Origin of the sequence: Paraconexibacter sp. AEG42_29 (genome assembly GCF_040581415.1) — a bacterium.
Classification (GTDB): Bacteria; Actinomycetota; Thermoleophilia; order Solirubrobacterales; family Solirubrobacteraceae; genus Paraconexibacter.
The window spans coordinates 5012549-5027027 of the sequence record NZ_CP114014.1 but is presented as its reverse complement, the minus strand read 5'-3'; the positions used below and the strand labels follow the sequence as shown (position 1 = coordinate 5027027).

Below are 14479 nucleotides of genomic sequence, written 5' to 3'. Positions count from 1 at the left end.
ACCGGGTGATGACATCCGGGACTCGGCGCCAGAACTACGGGCCGAAGGTGCGCTCGAGGCGCGCGAGGTGCGCCTGCGCCGCCGGCAGCCGCGCGTCCCCCGCCGGCAGCAGCGCCAGCAGCGCCCGCGCCGCCGGCTCGTCCTCCTGACCCGGTGCGCTGCGGCACCACGCCTGCAGCAGGTCCGGGTCGCCGTCGCGCAGGATCGCGGTGCGCAGCCCGTGCTCCAGGCGCTCGCGCGCCTCGACGATGCGCGGCGCCTGCGACCCGGGCAGGACGCCGTCCTGGGTCAGCGCGAGTGCCTCGGTCAGGCAGCCGCGGTCCAGCAGCTGCTCGGCCTCCTGCAGGTCGCTCCCCGCCGGGATGGCGAAGGCGTAGGGACGGGTGGACAGCGTCGCGCCGAGCGTGCGGCGCAGGCGGCTCATCTCCGCGCGCAGCGTCACCGGCTTGCCCTCCTCGCCGTAGACCTCGAGCGTCAGCTCCTCGGAGGTCAGGCCGCGGCCGGCCAGCAGCAGGACCGCGAGGATCTCCGCGTGGCGGCCGGACAGCTCGACCGGGCCGCGCGGCAGGACCAGGCGCGGGCGCCGGCCCATGACCTCCAGGCGGGCCGCCGGGACGCGGGCGGCCGAGGCGCGGCCCGTCGCCCGCCGCCACAGCACGTAGCCGTCCAGGCCGGGCAGCGGCTCGGCGTCCGCGACGCCCGTGCGGCGCGGCAGCGTGACCTCCCCGCCGTCGGTGATCGCGTCGATCCGGGTCGGCAGCCAGCCGTGCGGCAGCGCCATCATCACGTGGCCGGACGGCCGAACCAGCGCCGTCGCCTGCGTGGATCCGGCGACGCGCTCGAGGAACGCGTCGCGCAGCTGCTCGTCCTTGCGGGCCTGGTCGTGGCGCAGGTACGCCTCGGCCATGCCGGCGGCGGCCGTCACCAGGGAGAGCGTGTGCGGGTGCGCGGTGCGCAGGTGTCCGGTCAGGTCGACGACGCCCAGGATCTCCCCGGTCGCCGGATCGTGGATCGGCGCGCCCGAGCACTGCCACGGGTGGACGATGCGGTTGAAGTGCTCGGCGCTGAAGATCTGGACGGGGTGGTCGACTGCGATCGCCGTCCCCATCGCGTTCGTCCCGGCGCCGGTCTCGCTCCAGTCGGCGCCGCAGACCAGGTGCATGTCGTGCGTGGCCTCGATGACCTTGTGGTGGCCCTCGATCCACATCAGCACGCCGCGCGCGTCGGAGATGACGAGCATGTGCCCGGACTGGCTCGTCGCGCTGCTGAGCAGGTCGCGGAGCATCGGCAGGACCGGGTACAGCGGGTGGCGCGACCAGCGCTCCTCGATCTCGCGGTCGTCCATGAGGATCGACGGCAGGTGGCGGACGGGGTCCAGGCCCGCGTCCCCCGACCGCGCCCACGACTGGGCGACGACAGCGCGCACACGGCCGCCCACGTCGGCCCCGGCGTGGAACTCCTCGTGGATGCGCCGCAGCGCGCGCGCCTGGGCCAGTCGGTCACCAACCGGCTGGACAGCAAGCCACGGATTCGCAGGCTGGAGCGTCGTCATCAGGTCCGGCCTCCAACTGTAGTCCGCAATGTTGCCCCCAGGTAAGGAATGCAACCTGGTTGCAACCGCCCCGCGTGCACCCTGATGGCAGCGTCACCACCCCCACGGTCGCCCATGTCCCGAAACCGGGCCGACCGACCCCACGAACGAGGAGACCCCGCATGGCCATCGCCGTCCCCACCTCAGAGCAGACCAGCCGCTACACCTCCCAGCCCCGCCAGCTCCTCATCGACGGCGAGATGGTCGACGCCGCCGACGGCGGCACCTTCGAGACGATCGACCCCGGCACCGGCCAGGTCCTCACCACCGCTGCCCACGGCAAGGCCGAGGACGTCGACCGCGCCGTCAAGGCCGCGCGCCGCGCCCTCGACGGCCCGTGGAAGACGATGACCCCGTCCGAGCGCGGCCGCGTCATCCACAAGCTCGGCGACCTGATCGCGGAGAACCTCGACGAGCTCGCCGAGATCGACTCGCTCGACAACGGCAAGGCGAAGACCGTCGCCGCCGCAGCCGACGTCCCCCTCGCCGCCGACCTCTTCTGGTACATGGCCGGCTGGGCCACGAAGCTCAAGGGCTCCACCGTCCGCCCGTCGTTGCCCTACATCCCCGGCGGCGAGTTCCACGCCTACACGGTGAAGGAGCCGGTCGGCGTCGTCGCGCAGATCATCCCGTGGAACTTCCCGCTGCTGATGGCCGCGTGGAAGGTCGGCCCCGCCCTGGCGACCGGCTGCACGATCGTCCTGAAGCCCGCCGAGCAGACGCCGCTGTCGGCGATCCGCCTCGGTGAGCTGGCCCTCGAGGCGGGCATCCCGCCGGGCGTCCTGAACGTCATCACCGGCTACGGCGACGCCGGTGCCGCGCTGGCCGAGCACCCGGACGTCGACAAGGTCGCGTTCACGGGCTCGACCGAGGTCGGCAAGCTGATCGCCCAGGCCGCCGGCCGGACGAACCTCAAGCGCGTGTCGCTCGAGCTCGGCGGCAAGTCGCCGAACATCGTCCTGGACGACGCCGACGTGGCCGCCGCGATCGCCGGCTCCGCGCAGGGGATCTTCTTCAACCAGGGCGAGGTCTGCACGGCCGCGTCCCGCCTCTACATCCATCAGAACCTGTTCGACGAGGTGGTCGAGGGCGTGTCCCGCGCCGCCGAGGCGATCAAGGTCGGCCACGGCCTGGACCCCGACACGGAGATGGGCCCGCTCGTCTCCTCCGAGCAGTTCGACCGCGTGACGAACTACCTGAAGGTCGGCCCGGAGCAGGGTGCCCGTGCGACCACCGGCGGTGCCGCGATCGACGGTCCCGGCTACTTCGTGCAGCCGACGGTCTTCGTCGACGCGACGAACGACCAGCGCATCATCCAGGAGGAGATCTTCGGCCCGGTCGTGGCGGCGATGCCGTTCGCCGACGTCGACGATCTCGCGGCCAAGGCCAACGACTCGGTGTACGGCCTGGCAGCCGGCATCTGGACCAAGGACCTCTCCAAGGCGCACAAGCTCGCGGCGCGCATCAAGGCGGGCACCGTGCACATCAACACGTACCACATCTACGACGCGGCGCTGCCCTTCGGCGGCTACAAGCAGAGTGGCTGGGGACGCGAGATGGGCGAGGAAGTGCTCTCGGCCTACCAGGAGACCAAGTCGGTGGTCGTCCAGCTGTAGCGGATGGCATCGCTGGCAGGTTCGGCGGCCCTGCGCCCCGGAACCTGTCACCGAAGGGCGACGGAGTGGCGTGCAGGCCGCTCCGTCGCACCTTCGCAGTTGACCGGACACCGCGTATGGGCGTAGCGTCGGGCGGTGGCCGTACACGAGGAGCACCGGCTGGCCGGAGTCGGCGGGCCGAAGCCGGACCCTGCCGCCGACGCCCGCGCGACGGCCGAGACGCAGCGCCTGGCCCTGGAGCTGCTGCCGCACTCCGACCTGGTCGCCGCCGCGGTCACCGAGCGCGTGCTGGAGGTCATCCCCGACCTGGCGCCCGACGCGGCGGCCGACGGCGTCGCCGTCACGCGCGAGTCGACCGATCAGAACATCGGCGCCATGCTGGCGACGCTCGCGTTCGGCGTCCCGCCCAGCGCGATCGAGCCGCCCCTGGGGACGCAGAAGCTGCTGCGCCAGGCGGTCGCCGCGGGCGGGGACGCGACGATGGTCCTGCACGCCTACCGGGTCGGGCACGAGCGCCTGTGGCAGCTGTGGTCCGATCACGCGGTCGCGAACGTCGCCGACCCCGAGCTGCTGCACGCGGTTCTGCGTACGTCCTCCACGCACTTCTTCGCGTTCATCGACCGCAGCTGCGAGCGGCTCGTCGACGAGTACCGCCGCGAGTTCGCCGAGGCGCGGCTGACCGGGCCGGAGGGGGCCGGCGCCGGCGCCTCCCGCAGCGAACTGATCGACGCGCTGCTGGGCGACGAGGCGGTCGACCTGGAAGCCGCGCGCGTGCGCCTGGGCTACGACATCGCCGGCCACCACACCGCGATCGTCCTGCGCCCCATCACCGCCGAGGCCGACGCCCGTGCCGCCCTCGACGCGCTCGTCGCGGCGGCCACGACGGCTGCCGCGGCGCACGCAGCCGTGAACGGTCGCGCCGCGGCCGGGCCCGCCGCGCCCGCGGCGCCGCGCGTGCTTACCCGACCGGCCGGCGACGGCGCGTGGTGGGCGTGGGTCGGGTGGTGGCCGGACGCGCCGCCCGCCGCCGTCCGCGACGCGCTCGCCGCCTGCGCCACCGACGGCATCGTCGCCGCCCTCGGGCAGCCGGGCCGGGGGCGGGACGGGTTCCGCCGCTCGCACGAGCAGGCGCTGGACGCCGAGCGCATCGCGCGCCTGGCGCGGCAGCCCCGCGCCGGGGTCGTCCGCCACGAGGAGGTCGAGCTCGCCGGCCTGCTGTGCCACGACCGGGCCCGCGCCGAGCGGCTGGCGGCCGGGCGCCTCGGGGTCCTGAGCCAGGACGACGACGCGACCGCGCGCCTGCGGGAGACGCTGCGCGCGTACCTGGCGTCGGGCGGCAGCAAGAAGCGGACGGCGGCGATGCTGCACGTGCACCAGAAGACCGTCGCCTATCGGCTCACGCGGGTCGAGCAGCTACTCGGCCGGCGGCTCGCGGGCGACACCGCCGAGCTCGATGCGGCGCTGCGGATCCACCTCACGCTGCACGGCTCTTAGCCCCTGCGGCTCATGGGTCCTGTCCCCTCTGGATAATCGGTCGGGGGCGTTGGGCCCGAGGACCACTGGCCGCACCCTCCGACGACACACGCGCCTCCGCGACTTTGGCCGCCCCCGCGGTAGCAACGGCGCGCGGATCCTGGGCAGCATCGGAGCATGAGCACGATCGACTCCACCGACTTCGTCCCGGTCGGCACCGGGCAGACCGTCTTCACCGTCGACGAACCGATCGAGGGTCCGCTGCAGTGGCTCGATTCGCCGCAGGCGGTGATGGACTTCGTCCGCTCAGGCGCGGTGAAGGACACGATCGTCCTGGTCCGCGGAGGGACGACGACGTTCCTCACGCCGGCGCTCACCGCGGGCGTCAAGGGCGTCCTGACGCTGCAGGGCGCGCCGTCGTCCCACCTCGGGATCCTGTCCCGCGAGTACGGCATCCCGTGCATCATGGGCGTCACCTTCGAGCGCGGCATGCGCAGCGCCCGTGGGGAGATCATCCCGGCCGACGGCGCGCGCATCCGCCTGGACGTGTCGTCCGCGCCGCAGGGGCACGTCCTGATCGAGCCGGGCGCCCCTGAGGCCGGCGCCGACGCGCCGACGGCCGCCCCCGCGATGGACGCGGAGACGATGGCGCAGATCCAGCTCCTGCTGGAGAAGTTCGGCGGCGAGGTGCCCCACGGCTCCGCGGGGGACAAGGAGTTCCGCGCCGCCCGGATCACGACCGACGTCCTGGACCTGACGGACGCGTCGGTGCAGCGCGCCATGACCGACGCCGAGGTCGACGACCTCTCGAAGTACGCCGGCTGGAACATGTGGGACTGCCTCGCCGCCCGCGCGACCGAGGGCGAGTCCGGCCTGATCCCCCGGCAGGAGTACGAGTCGATCTCGTTCGTCCAGATCTGGCAGCGCTACCCGGAGATCCTGCGCTTCATCTCAGGCGAGATCGGGGCGGACGGCGTCGTCGACTTGGGCGCCGCGGCCCGGCGGGAGATCGGCACGAAGGCCAACCTGCTCCACGCCTGGGCGCTCGGCTTCGGCGTCGCGTTCGGCCGCGGGGTCGCCCTGGAGCTCGGCGCCACCGCCGACCGTCCGGAGGACCTGCGCACCGCGTACGAGTTCCAGCGCCGCCTGTACAAGGGCGCCTGGGGCGACGGGCCGATGTTCACCTCGATGCGCGAGTACCGCGCGCCGCTGCTGGGCGACGAGTGGCTGACGCGCTTCCAGGACGAGAAGACGGACCTGTCCGACCCGGATCAGCGCCGCCTCTTCCAGCTGTTCAGCGCGAGCACCGAGATGCTCGGGTTCCTGCTGCACTTCGACAACCGTTCGGGGCTGTCGGACAGCGGGCCGTACCCGACCGCGGACGGTGGCTTCATGATCGTCCGCGACCACTTCCTCACCGACAACGACGTGTACCAGTGGGGCCACGTCGCCGGCGACGAGCTGCCGTTCGCCGTCACGCAGGCGATGTTCTTCAAGCCGGACGCGCCACTGGAGCTGCAGCTGGTCGACATCGGCACGCTGTTCACCGAGCCGGCCAACTACCTCAAGTACCTGACCGGTGCCGCGGTCTACGCGCGGGATACGTGGGACACGCCGATCGGGGACATCCGCCTGCTGGACGACGCGGAGCTGCGCACGATCCAGCAGCGCTGCGACGCGGGGTCCGGGCGCCTGTACCCGCACATCGCCGCGATGTCCCGGCGCGAGAAGATCATGGCCGGGCTGAAGGTCTACTACGCCGACTTCCTGCTGCCGTTCGCGCGCGGCGCCGGGCTGTGGGACCGCATCGTGGCGGAGTTCGACTTCTTCGAGCTGGACCCCGTGACCTCGCAGGCCTACTACGACCTGGTCGGCGACGGGCGCGCGGCGGAGATGATCCCACGCCTGTTCCTCACCGGCGCGGGCTTCCCGCCGCTTCCCGCTGCCGCCCCGAAGCCGGACGCGGCGCACTTCCCGGCGCTGCACGTGCTGGCGCTGCGCGGGGTCGCGACCGAGCTGCCGGGGGACACGGCGGCCCTGGAGGCCGCGGACCTGGTCGCGTCCACCCCCGGCGGCTACCTGCTCACCGAGGCCGGGACCGCCGGCCACGCCGCGCTGCTGGCCGACGAGCGGGCGGGCCTCGCGGACGGTGCCCTGGACGCCGCGTACGAGCGGTTCCTCGCGGCGAACGGGCCGTTCAAGGGGCTTTGCTCCGCCTGGCAGTCGGCGGACGCGGACGCGCGCTTCGAGCTGCTGGGCCAGCTGGAGGACCTCGTCGACCGCATCAAGCCGGCGATCCGGCGCACGGCGGACGTCCTGCCGCGGTTCGCGCCCTATGGGGAACGGCTGACCGCTGCGTGCGAGGCGGCCGTCGGGGGCGACCACGACATGGTCCTCAGCCCGTCGAAGGACTCGGTCCACACGATCTGGATGGAGCTGCACGAGGACCTGCTGGTCACCCAGGGCATCACCCGCGAGCAGGAAGGGAGCTACTGAGATGTCTGGCTCGGCCTCCGCCTCGACAAAGGCCCCGTGGTTCACCGCCGCGGACGACCTGATGCACGACCTCTCGGGCGCGCCGTTCGGCCGCGAGAGCCTGCTCTGGACCGCGCCGCTCCCGGACGAGGGCCTGCTGGTCTTCGCCTACGCGTGGAAGACGGCGGCAACCGGGAAGTTCGGTCGCTTCGTCGCGGTCGCCGGGGACAACGGCGGCAAGCCGCTCGTCCTCGAGGCGATCGACGACGTCGACCTCGAAGGCGACGACTTCGACGACTGCACGATCGGCGGGCTGCGCATCCGCCAGCCCGCCCCGCTGCAGACCGCGCAGCTCGCGTTCGCCTCCGAGAACGTCGAATACGAGGCGACGTTCACCGGCCTGCACTTCCCGTTCAGCTGGCACGAGAACGAGGACGGGTGCGCGGCGTGGGCGGCGACCGACCGCTACGAGCAGTCCTGCCGCGTCACCGGGCGCCTGAAGCTGGGCGACCGCGAGGTCGTCATCGACGGGCACGGCCACCGCGACCACTCGTGGGGCACCCGCGACTGGCGCGCGCTGCAGCACTGGAAGTGGATCAACGCCGCCGCCGGCGACGACCTCTCGATCCACGCCTGGACGTCGTACGCGCTCGGGGACAACCAGATCAACGGCTACATCAACCGGGGCGGTGTCGTCACCCCGCTGGTCGACGTGCAGGCGAAGGCGCAGCTGGACGACCGCATGCTGCACGAGACCGTCACTGCCGTCCTGACCGACGCCGACGGCGGCGTGGTCACGCTGGAGGCGCAGCGGGCCGCGATGTGGCAGATGCCGATCCGGCACCTGTACCTGAACGAGGCGGCGATGTCGGGGACGCTCGACGGCCAGAAGGCCGTGGTCCACGTCGAGCTCGGCTGGCCGCAGTCCTACATCGACGACTACCTCGATCCCGAGGCGGTGTAGCGCGATGGCCGACGCGTCCCAGTTGGCGTTCTACGCGCTGCCCGGGCACGTCGAGAGCGCGGCGCCGCTGCGGGCCGAGGTGTCCGACGGGGCGGCGCTCGGCCTGGGCGCGGTGCTGCTGTCCGAGCGGCTGAACGTCAAGGAGAGCGCAGCGCTGTGCGGGTACGCCGCGGCGCTGGCCGGTCCCGACATGGAGGTCGTCGCCGGCCTGACGTTCCCGCACACGCGCCACCCGATGGACCTCGCCGCGTACGGCGGCACGATGGCCCACCTCGCGGAGGGCGGCTTCACGCTCGGCATCGGCCGCGGCGTGAACCACAACTGGGACACGTGGGGCATGCCGCGTCCCGGGATGGCGATGCTCGAGGACGTGGCGTCGGTGCTCCGCCGCCTCTGGACGGGCGAGTCGGTCGTCGACCACGACGGGCCGCTCGGTCGCTTTCCGGGCACGCTGTCCCTGGGCGTCGAGCTCCCGCACCAGCCGCGTCTGGCGCTGGGCGCGCTGGGGCCGAAGACGCAGGCGCTCGCCGGCCGCGTCTACGACGACCTGCTCATGCACTCGCACTGGACGCCCGAGGGCACGCGCCGCAGCGTCGAGCGGGTGCGGCGCGCGGCGGAGGAGGCGGGGCGCGATCCCGCCTCGGTGCGGGTGTGGGCGATGCTCGTCACCGCCTGCGAGGTGCCGGAGGAGGTCGTCCTGCAGAAGGTCGTCCGGCGCATGACGACCTACATGCAGTGGCCGGGCTACGGCGAGCTGATCGTCGACGCCAACGGCTGGGACCTCGCGGTGCTGGACCGGCTCCGCACGCATCCCCTGCTGGACGGCCGGATGGCGGACGTGACCGCATTCACGACCGACGAGCTGCTGCAGATCCGCGACATCTACCCGGACGAGTGGCTGCGAGACGGGGCGGCGATCGGCTCGGCGGCGGAGTGCGCGGCGATGGCGCAGCGGCTGCTGGACGCGGGGGCGGACCGGGTGGTCCTGCACGGCTCGGCGCCGGCGCAGGTGCAGTCGCTGGTGCAGGCCTTCACCACGAGCTGAACCAGGGTTCCGCCACCCAGGCGGTGGCGAATGTCCTGATGACGCCGTGTCGCGGTAGACCGCCGCCCGCGCGGCCGTCGGCCAAAGTCCAGGGGTACCTCCCCGATGTCGCTGCGGCGGAACTGCGACACGCTGCTGCCGTGCGCTGAGTGCGCACGACTGCCGGGGAGGGGGGACGCCGCCACTGCATCGATGTGCGGTGGCGGCGGCCCCGGCAGCTGCCTCCCCGCCGCGCTTCGCGGGCCTCCGGCTGCGCTCGCGCCGGCCCCATCCGTCTGACGACCAATTCTGGTCGTCCTGACGGCCAAAATTGGACGTCAGACCGATGGGGTGCGGCGCCGGGAGGCAGCCGATCTCAGTGCGAGGGCGTTCCCGGCAGCAGGCGGTCCAGCCGCGCCGGCAGCCACCAGTTCCAGCGGCCCGCCAGGCGCATCGCCGCCGGGACGAGCATGCCGCGGACGATCGTCGCGTCGATCAGCACCGCGGCGCCCAGGCCGAACGCGAACTGCTTGATCTCCGGCACCGTCGCGGTGACCATGAACGCCGCGAACACGGCGACCATGATCGTCGCCGCCGAGCTGACGACGCTGCCCGTCCGGTCCAGGCCGTGCGCGACCGCGGTGACGTTGTCCCCGGTCGCGAGCCACTCCTCGCGCATGCGCGTGACGAGGAAGACCTCGTAGTCCATCGACAGCCCGAAGATGAAGACGAACAGCGTCAGCGGCAGCCACGACTGCAGGTAGCCGGGGGAGTCGAAGCCCAGCAGCGCCTCGCCGTGGCCCTCCTGGAACACCAGCACCAGCAGGCCGTAGGCGGCGCCGACGCTGAGCAGGTTGCAGAGCAGCGCCTTCAGCGGGATGACGAGGCTGCGGAACACCCACACCAGCAGCAGGAACGACAGCAGCAGCGTGCAGGCGATGACCTTCGGCGCGGAGTCGCTCATGCGCTGCGAGTAGTCGCGGGCCTCGGCCGCGGTCCCGCCGACGCGGACCTGCGTACCGCCGGTGCCGACCGCGCCGAGCCGCTCGCGCAGGTCGTCGACCAGCGCCGGGGACCGGGCGTCGTCCACCGCGAGGTTCGCCGCGGCGACAAGCAGGCTCGCCTCGCCGTCCGGGACGGCGACCGTGTCGACGACGTCGATCCGCGGGTCGCCCAGCAGCAGGGCGCGCGCCTTCAGCGCCGCGTCGGTGCGGCTCGCCGCGGTCCCGCCCGTGATTGCCACGTCGACCGGCGCGAGCGTCGCGTCGGGGAACGCGTTCTGCAGCTGCGTGAGGGCACGGCCGGACGGCTCGTCCTGGAGCGCGCGCACGCCGTAGTCGACGCCGAGCTTGGCGCTCAGCGAGGGCGACGCGGCGGCGCCCAGGACCACGAGCGCGAGCACGAGGAACGCCCACGGCCGACCCATGACGCTGCGGGCCCACGTCCCCCAGCGGGAGGTCTCGGGCGCGGCCGGCGTCCCCGCGGCCGTAGTCGCCGCACGGCGCCGCGTCGCGCGGGACGGGACCTTGTCCAGCTTGTCGCCCAGCCCGAGCAGGACCGACGGCACCAGCCCGATCGCCAGCACGATCATGAGCGCGACGACGATCATCCCGGCGATCGCCATCTGCGAGAACAGCGGCTCGCGCAGCAGGAAGAACGACGGCAGGCTGACCATGACGGTCAGGCCGGAGAAGGCGACAGTGCGGCCGGCGGTGTCCACGGTCCGCGCCATGGCGACCTCGGGGGTGACGCCGGGTCGCCCGCGTTCCTCGCGGAAGCGCTTGACGATCAGCAGCGTGTAGTCGATCCCCAGGCCGAGCCCGAGCATCGCCACCACCGACTCGATGAACGCGCCCCAGTCGGTGAAGTAGCTCGTCAGGCCCAGGATGCCGATGCAGGCGACCAGGCCGAGCGTCGCGATGATCACCGGGATGAACGCGGACACCAGCGAGCCGCACGCGAAGAAGAGGACGATGATCGCGACCGGGATGCCGAGCATCTCGCCCTTCGCCAGGTCGGTCTCCTCGACGTGGATCATGTCCGCCAGGACGGGCGAGGTGCCGGTCAGCGCCGCGCTCACCCCCGGCGGCGCCTCGCGCTCGATCACCTCCTGCAGGTGCTCGACGAGCTTCTGCCGGTCCTCGACGCCGGTCGCGAGCAGCACCGTGGTGAACGCGGTCCTCCCGTCCGCCGAGATGCCGCCCGTGCTGGATCCGGTGCCCACGTCCGGGGAGACCCCGGCGACGCCGTCCTCGGTCGCGACCACCCCGCCGATCTTCGTCAGGGCGTCGCGGGCCTGGTCGGCGCGGCCCTCGCGGACGGACACGACGAGCAGGTCCCGCTCCTCGAAGCCGGCGTGCTCGCCGAACGCCTCCTGGGTCTGCGCCGACTCCGAGCCCGGGATGCCGTAGGTGACGCTCTGCACCACGTCGAGGAACCGCGGGACGAACGCCCCGAGCGCGATCACCAGCAGCAGCCACCCGACGATCACCCACCGCCGGCGCGCGGCGCTCCACAGCGCCCAGCGATACAACGCCGACGGGTTGCCGTCCCTCTTCTCCCGCGCCATGAAGCGGGACCCTATCCCGTGGCTGAACAGTGTGTCTGGTAGACGGTCTCCTTCAGCCGGCTCGTCCCCGGTCGATCAGTTCGGGGAAGGCCGACCCCGTGACAGCGCCCGTCAAGACCATCTCGCGCTGCTCGCGCCTCCTCGCCGTGGCGCTGGTCCTCTGCGTCACCGGCTGCGGCAGCGCCGACCCGTCAGGGCCCCGGCGCGCTGCGCCGCTGCCGGCAGGACCGAGCTACGCCGGGACGCCGCAGCTCGTCCGCGGCCTGAAGCTTCCCGCGCGGGTCCAGGGCGAGGACATCGCCCTGGCGGTCGACGGGGGGTTCGCCGCGCGCTTCTGGGGCGGCGTGAACCTCGGCGCCACGCTGCCCGGGACGTTCCCGGGGCAGCTCGCGCCTTCCCGCGCGGACTACGACCGCTGGCTCGCGGGCATGGGGGAGCTCGGGGTGCGGGTGCTCCGCGTCTACACGATCCTGCCGCCGCGGTTCTACGAGGCGATCGCCGACTACGACCGGCGCCACGCCGCCGCGCCGATCTACCTGCTCCACGGCGTGTGGATCCCGGAGGACGAGTTCGTCGCCGGGCAGGACGCGTTCGCCGTCCTGCCGGCCTGGAAGCGGGAGCTGCGGGACGCCGTCGACGTCGTGCATGGCGACGCGGACCTGCCGCGCCGCCGCGGCCACGCCTCCGGGCGCTACCGGGCGGACATCAGCCGCTGGGTCATGGGCTGGTCGCTGGGCGTCGAATGGGACCCGGCCGCCGTCGCCGGGACGAACCGCAGGCACGCGGGACGACGCCCCTTCCGCGGGCGGTTCGTGCGCGCCACCCGGGACGCGACGCCGATGGAGAGCTTCGTCGCGGCCGGGATGGACCACGTCGCGCGACTGGAGGCGCGCCGCGGCTGGAGCCGTCCGCTGACCTTCACGAACTGGCTCACCACCGACCCCCTACGCCACCCGTCCGAACCGCTGGCCAAGGAGGACCGGGTGTCGGTCGACGCGATGCACATCCGCGCGACCCGGCGCTGGCCCGGCGGGACGTTCGCGAGCTATCACGCGTACCCGTACTACCCGGACTTCCTGCGGTACGAGCACCGCGGTGACAAGGCAGCGGACGGCACCGACGATCCCTACGCGGGCTACCTGCGCCGGCTGCGCGCGCATCATCGCGGCACGCCGATGATGATCACGGAGTTCGGCGTCCCGAGCAGCCTCGGCTCGGCCCACCGCGGCCCGCTCGGTCGTGACCAGGGCGGGCTGTCCGAGCAGGAGGCCGGACGCCAGGACGCGATGCTGCTGCGGCGCATCCGCGAGGAGCGGTACGCCGGCGGGATCCTGTTCGAGTGGGCGGACGAGTGGTTCAAGTTCACCTGGAACACGCTGGACCTCGAACAGCCCGCCGAGCGGCGGGCCCTGTGGCGCAACGCGCTGACGAACGAGGAGCACTTCGGCCTGGTCGCCGTCGAGCCGGGGCTCGAGCCGTCCAGGATCCTGGACGGCGACGATGCGGACTGGACGGCATCCACCAGCCAGTCGATCGCCGAGTCGCGCGGGCCGGTCGCCGAGGTCCGCGCCGCCCACGACGCCGAGTACCTGTGGCTGCGGATCCGGCTGCGAGACGAGGACGCCTGGAAGGACGCGCCGGTCCGGATCGGCCTCGGAATCTCGGGCAAGGGCAACCGCGGCCTGCCGGGCACCGGCGGCGCCGACCCGCTGGCCGACCATGCGGTGACCGTCGGGCCCGGCGACCGGGCCACGCTGCTGCAGGCCGCATGGCTCGACCCGCTGCCGTGGCTTTACGGCATCACGCATGACTACGTCGCGTTCGACGCGGCGGCGATGCGGACCGGAAGCGGCGCCTGGAACCGGCCGCGCCAGATCCTGAACCGGCCGCTGACGGTGCCGGGTCACGGTCGCCGCCCCGCCGAGTTCGTCGACCGCTCAACGCTGGGCTGGGGGACGGGTGACCCGTCCGACCCGGATTTCGACAGCCGCCGGCTCGTCGTCGGCCACGGCCGGGTCCTCGAGCTGCGGCTGCCGTGGAGCCTGCTGGGCTACGGCGACCCGTCCAGCCACGCCGTCCTGCGCGGCAAGCCGGACGGCACGCTCGTCACGCGCCGCACCGGACGTCTCTCCGTCAGCGTGCAGGCGGGGGCCGAGCCGCCGCTTCGCACCGCCGGCTACGACTGGGAGGACTGGTCCGCCGTCCCGACCCACGAGCGGCGCAAGGCCGGCTGGGAGCCGTTCCGGCGCGAGCTGGCGATCGGTGCGGCGGCCGGGCCTGCGACTACCCCTGGGCGGCGCGGGTCGCCAGCCCGTCGACGAACTGCCCGGTGATCTTCTGCAGGGAGCGTCGGAAGATCCCGCCGGTCCCCGGCACCTTCGGCGCGAACACCGTGTGCCAGCGGATCTCGCTGCCCCCGCCGGGAGCCGGCCGCACGTCGATCTCCGCGCGATAGTTCTTCAGCGGAAGGCCTGACAGCAGGACGTAGGACAGACGCTCGGGTGCCTGCTTCTCGACGATCTCCTCCCGGACGGTGTAACGCCCGGTCTTGAAGATGCGGACCTCCCCGGTGCCGTCCGCGCCGCCGGGATGTTCCTCGCTGTGCGAGTCGACCGGTGTCCACGACGGCCAGGCCGCGCTGTCGGCCAGTAGTGCCCAGACGGCCTCCGGCGCGGCGTCGGTGGTCTTGGTGATGTCGATCTCCTGCATCGGCGCTGCCGCTCCTCTGGTTGGGTGTTCCACATGGTACATGTACCGACCGGTACAG

At 72.9% G+C, this 14479-nt stretch carries 9 protein-coding genes; 6 read left to right on the top strand and 3 right to left on the bottom strand.

Features of this window, described 5'->3' with window-relative positions:
* Positions 1–34: 34 nt before the first annotated feature.
* On the bottom strand, positions 35–1552 hold the full coding sequence (locus tag DSM112329_RS24095) for a GAF domain-containing protein (RefSeq protein ID WP_354699108.1): 1518 nt from the start codon (positions 1550–1552) through the stop codon (positions 35–37).
* Positions 1553–1713: 161 nt separating this feature from the next.
* On the opposite strand from DSM112329_RS24095, the gene DSM112329_RS24090 reads away from it, so the two are divergent.
* The 5 genes from DSM112329_RS24090 to DSM112329_RS24070 all read left to right on the top strand — a co-directional run bounded on the left by DSM112329_RS24090 (position 1714) and on the right by DSM112329_RS24070 (position 9164).
* Positions 1714–3207 carry an aldehyde dehydrogenase family protein gene (locus DSM112329_RS24090; RefSeq protein WP_354699107.1) on the top strand — a complete coding sequence of 498 codons (1494 nt, stop codon included), beginning with the start codon at positions 1714–1716 and terminating at the stop codon, positions 3205–3207.
* A gap of 135 nt (positions 3208–3342) precedes the next feature.
* Positions 3343–4701 carry a helix-turn-helix domain-containing protein gene (locus tag DSM112329_RS24085; RefSeq protein WP_354699106.1) on the top strand — a complete coding sequence of 453 codons (1359 nt, stop codon included), beginning with the start codon at positions 3343–3345 and terminating at the stop codon, positions 4699–4701.
* Between the two features lie 156 nt (positions 4702–4857).
* Positions 4858–7176: a PEP-utilizing enzyme gene (locus DSM112329_RS24080; RefSeq protein ID WP_354699105.1), complete on the top strand. Its 2319-nt coding sequence runs from the start codon at positions 4858–4860 to the stop codon at positions 7174–7176.
* A gap of 1 nt (position 7177) precedes the next feature.
* Complete coding sequence (locus DSM112329_RS24075; protein WP_354699104.1) at positions 7178–8119, top strand: hypothetical protein; 942 nt, start codon at positions 7178–7180, stop codon at positions 8117–8119.
* Positions 8120–8123: 4 nt separating this feature from the next.
* Entirely contained in the window at positions 8124–9164 is a 1041-nt protein-coding gene (locus DSM112329_RS24070) for a TIGR03857 family LLM class F420-dependent oxidoreductase (protein ID WP_354699103.1), read from the top strand.
* 355 nt (positions 9165–9519) lie between these two features.
* Here DSM112329_RS24070 and DSM112329_RS24065 read toward each other — a convergent pair whose 3' ends face one another.
* Positions 9520–11712, bottom strand: coding sequence for an MMPL family transporter (locus DSM112329_RS24065; RefSeq protein ID WP_354699102.1), 2193 nt, complete (start codon positions 11710–11712; stop codon positions 9520–9522).
* A 98-nt stretch (positions 11713–11810) separates the two neighbouring features.
* Here DSM112329_RS24065 and DSM112329_RS24060 point away from each other — a divergent pair, with 98 nt between their 5' ends.
* Positions 11811–14045 (top strand): hypothetical protein, encoded by a 2235-nt coding sequence (locus tag DSM112329_RS24060; protein WP_354699101.1) that lies wholly within the window; start codon positions 11811–11813, stop codon positions 14043–14045.
* Here DSM112329_RS24060 and DSM112329_RS24055 read toward each other — a convergent pair.
* A complete protein-coding gene (locus tag DSM112329_RS24055; protein ID WP_354699100.1) occupies positions 13996–14421 on the bottom strand; it encodes an SRPBCC family protein in 426 nt (141 codons plus the stop codon). The genes DSM112329_RS24060 and DSM112329_RS24055 overlap by 50 nt on opposite strands.
* Positions 14422–14479 lie beyond the last annotated feature (58 nt).

What these genes read in the sequence shown, in the direction of transcription:
- DSM112329_RS24095 (WP_354699108.1), bottom strand. Translation starts at nt 1,552, where the DNA reads ATGACGACGCTCCAGCCTGCGAATCCGTGGCTTGCTGTCCAGCCGGTT.
- DSM112329_RS24090 (WP_354699107.1), top strand. Translation starts at nt 1,714, where the DNA reads ATGGCCATCGCCGTCCCCACCTCAGAGCAGACCAGCCGCTACACCTCC.
- DSM112329_RS24080 (WP_354699105.1), top strand. Translation starts at nt 4,858, where the DNA reads ATGAGCACGATCGACTCCACCGACTTCGTCCCGGTCGGCACCGGGCAG.
- DSM112329_RS24075 (WP_354699104.1), top strand. Translation starts at nt 7,178, where the DNA reads ATGTCTGGCTCGGCCTCCGCCTCGACAAAGGCCCCGTGGTTCACCGCC.
- DSM112329_RS24070 (WP_354699103.1), top strand. Translation starts at nt 8,124, where the DNA reads ATGGCCGACGCGTCCCAGTTGGCGTTCTACGCGCTGCCCGGGCACGTC.
- DSM112329_RS24065 (WP_354699102.1), bottom strand. Translation starts at nt 11,712, where the DNA reads ATGGCGCGGGAGAAGAGGGACGGCAACCCGTCGGCGTTGTATCGCTGG.
- DSM112329_RS24055 (WP_354699100.1), bottom strand. Translation starts at nt 14,421, where the DNA reads ATGCAGGAGATCGACATCACCAAGACCACCGACGCCGCGCCGGAGGCC.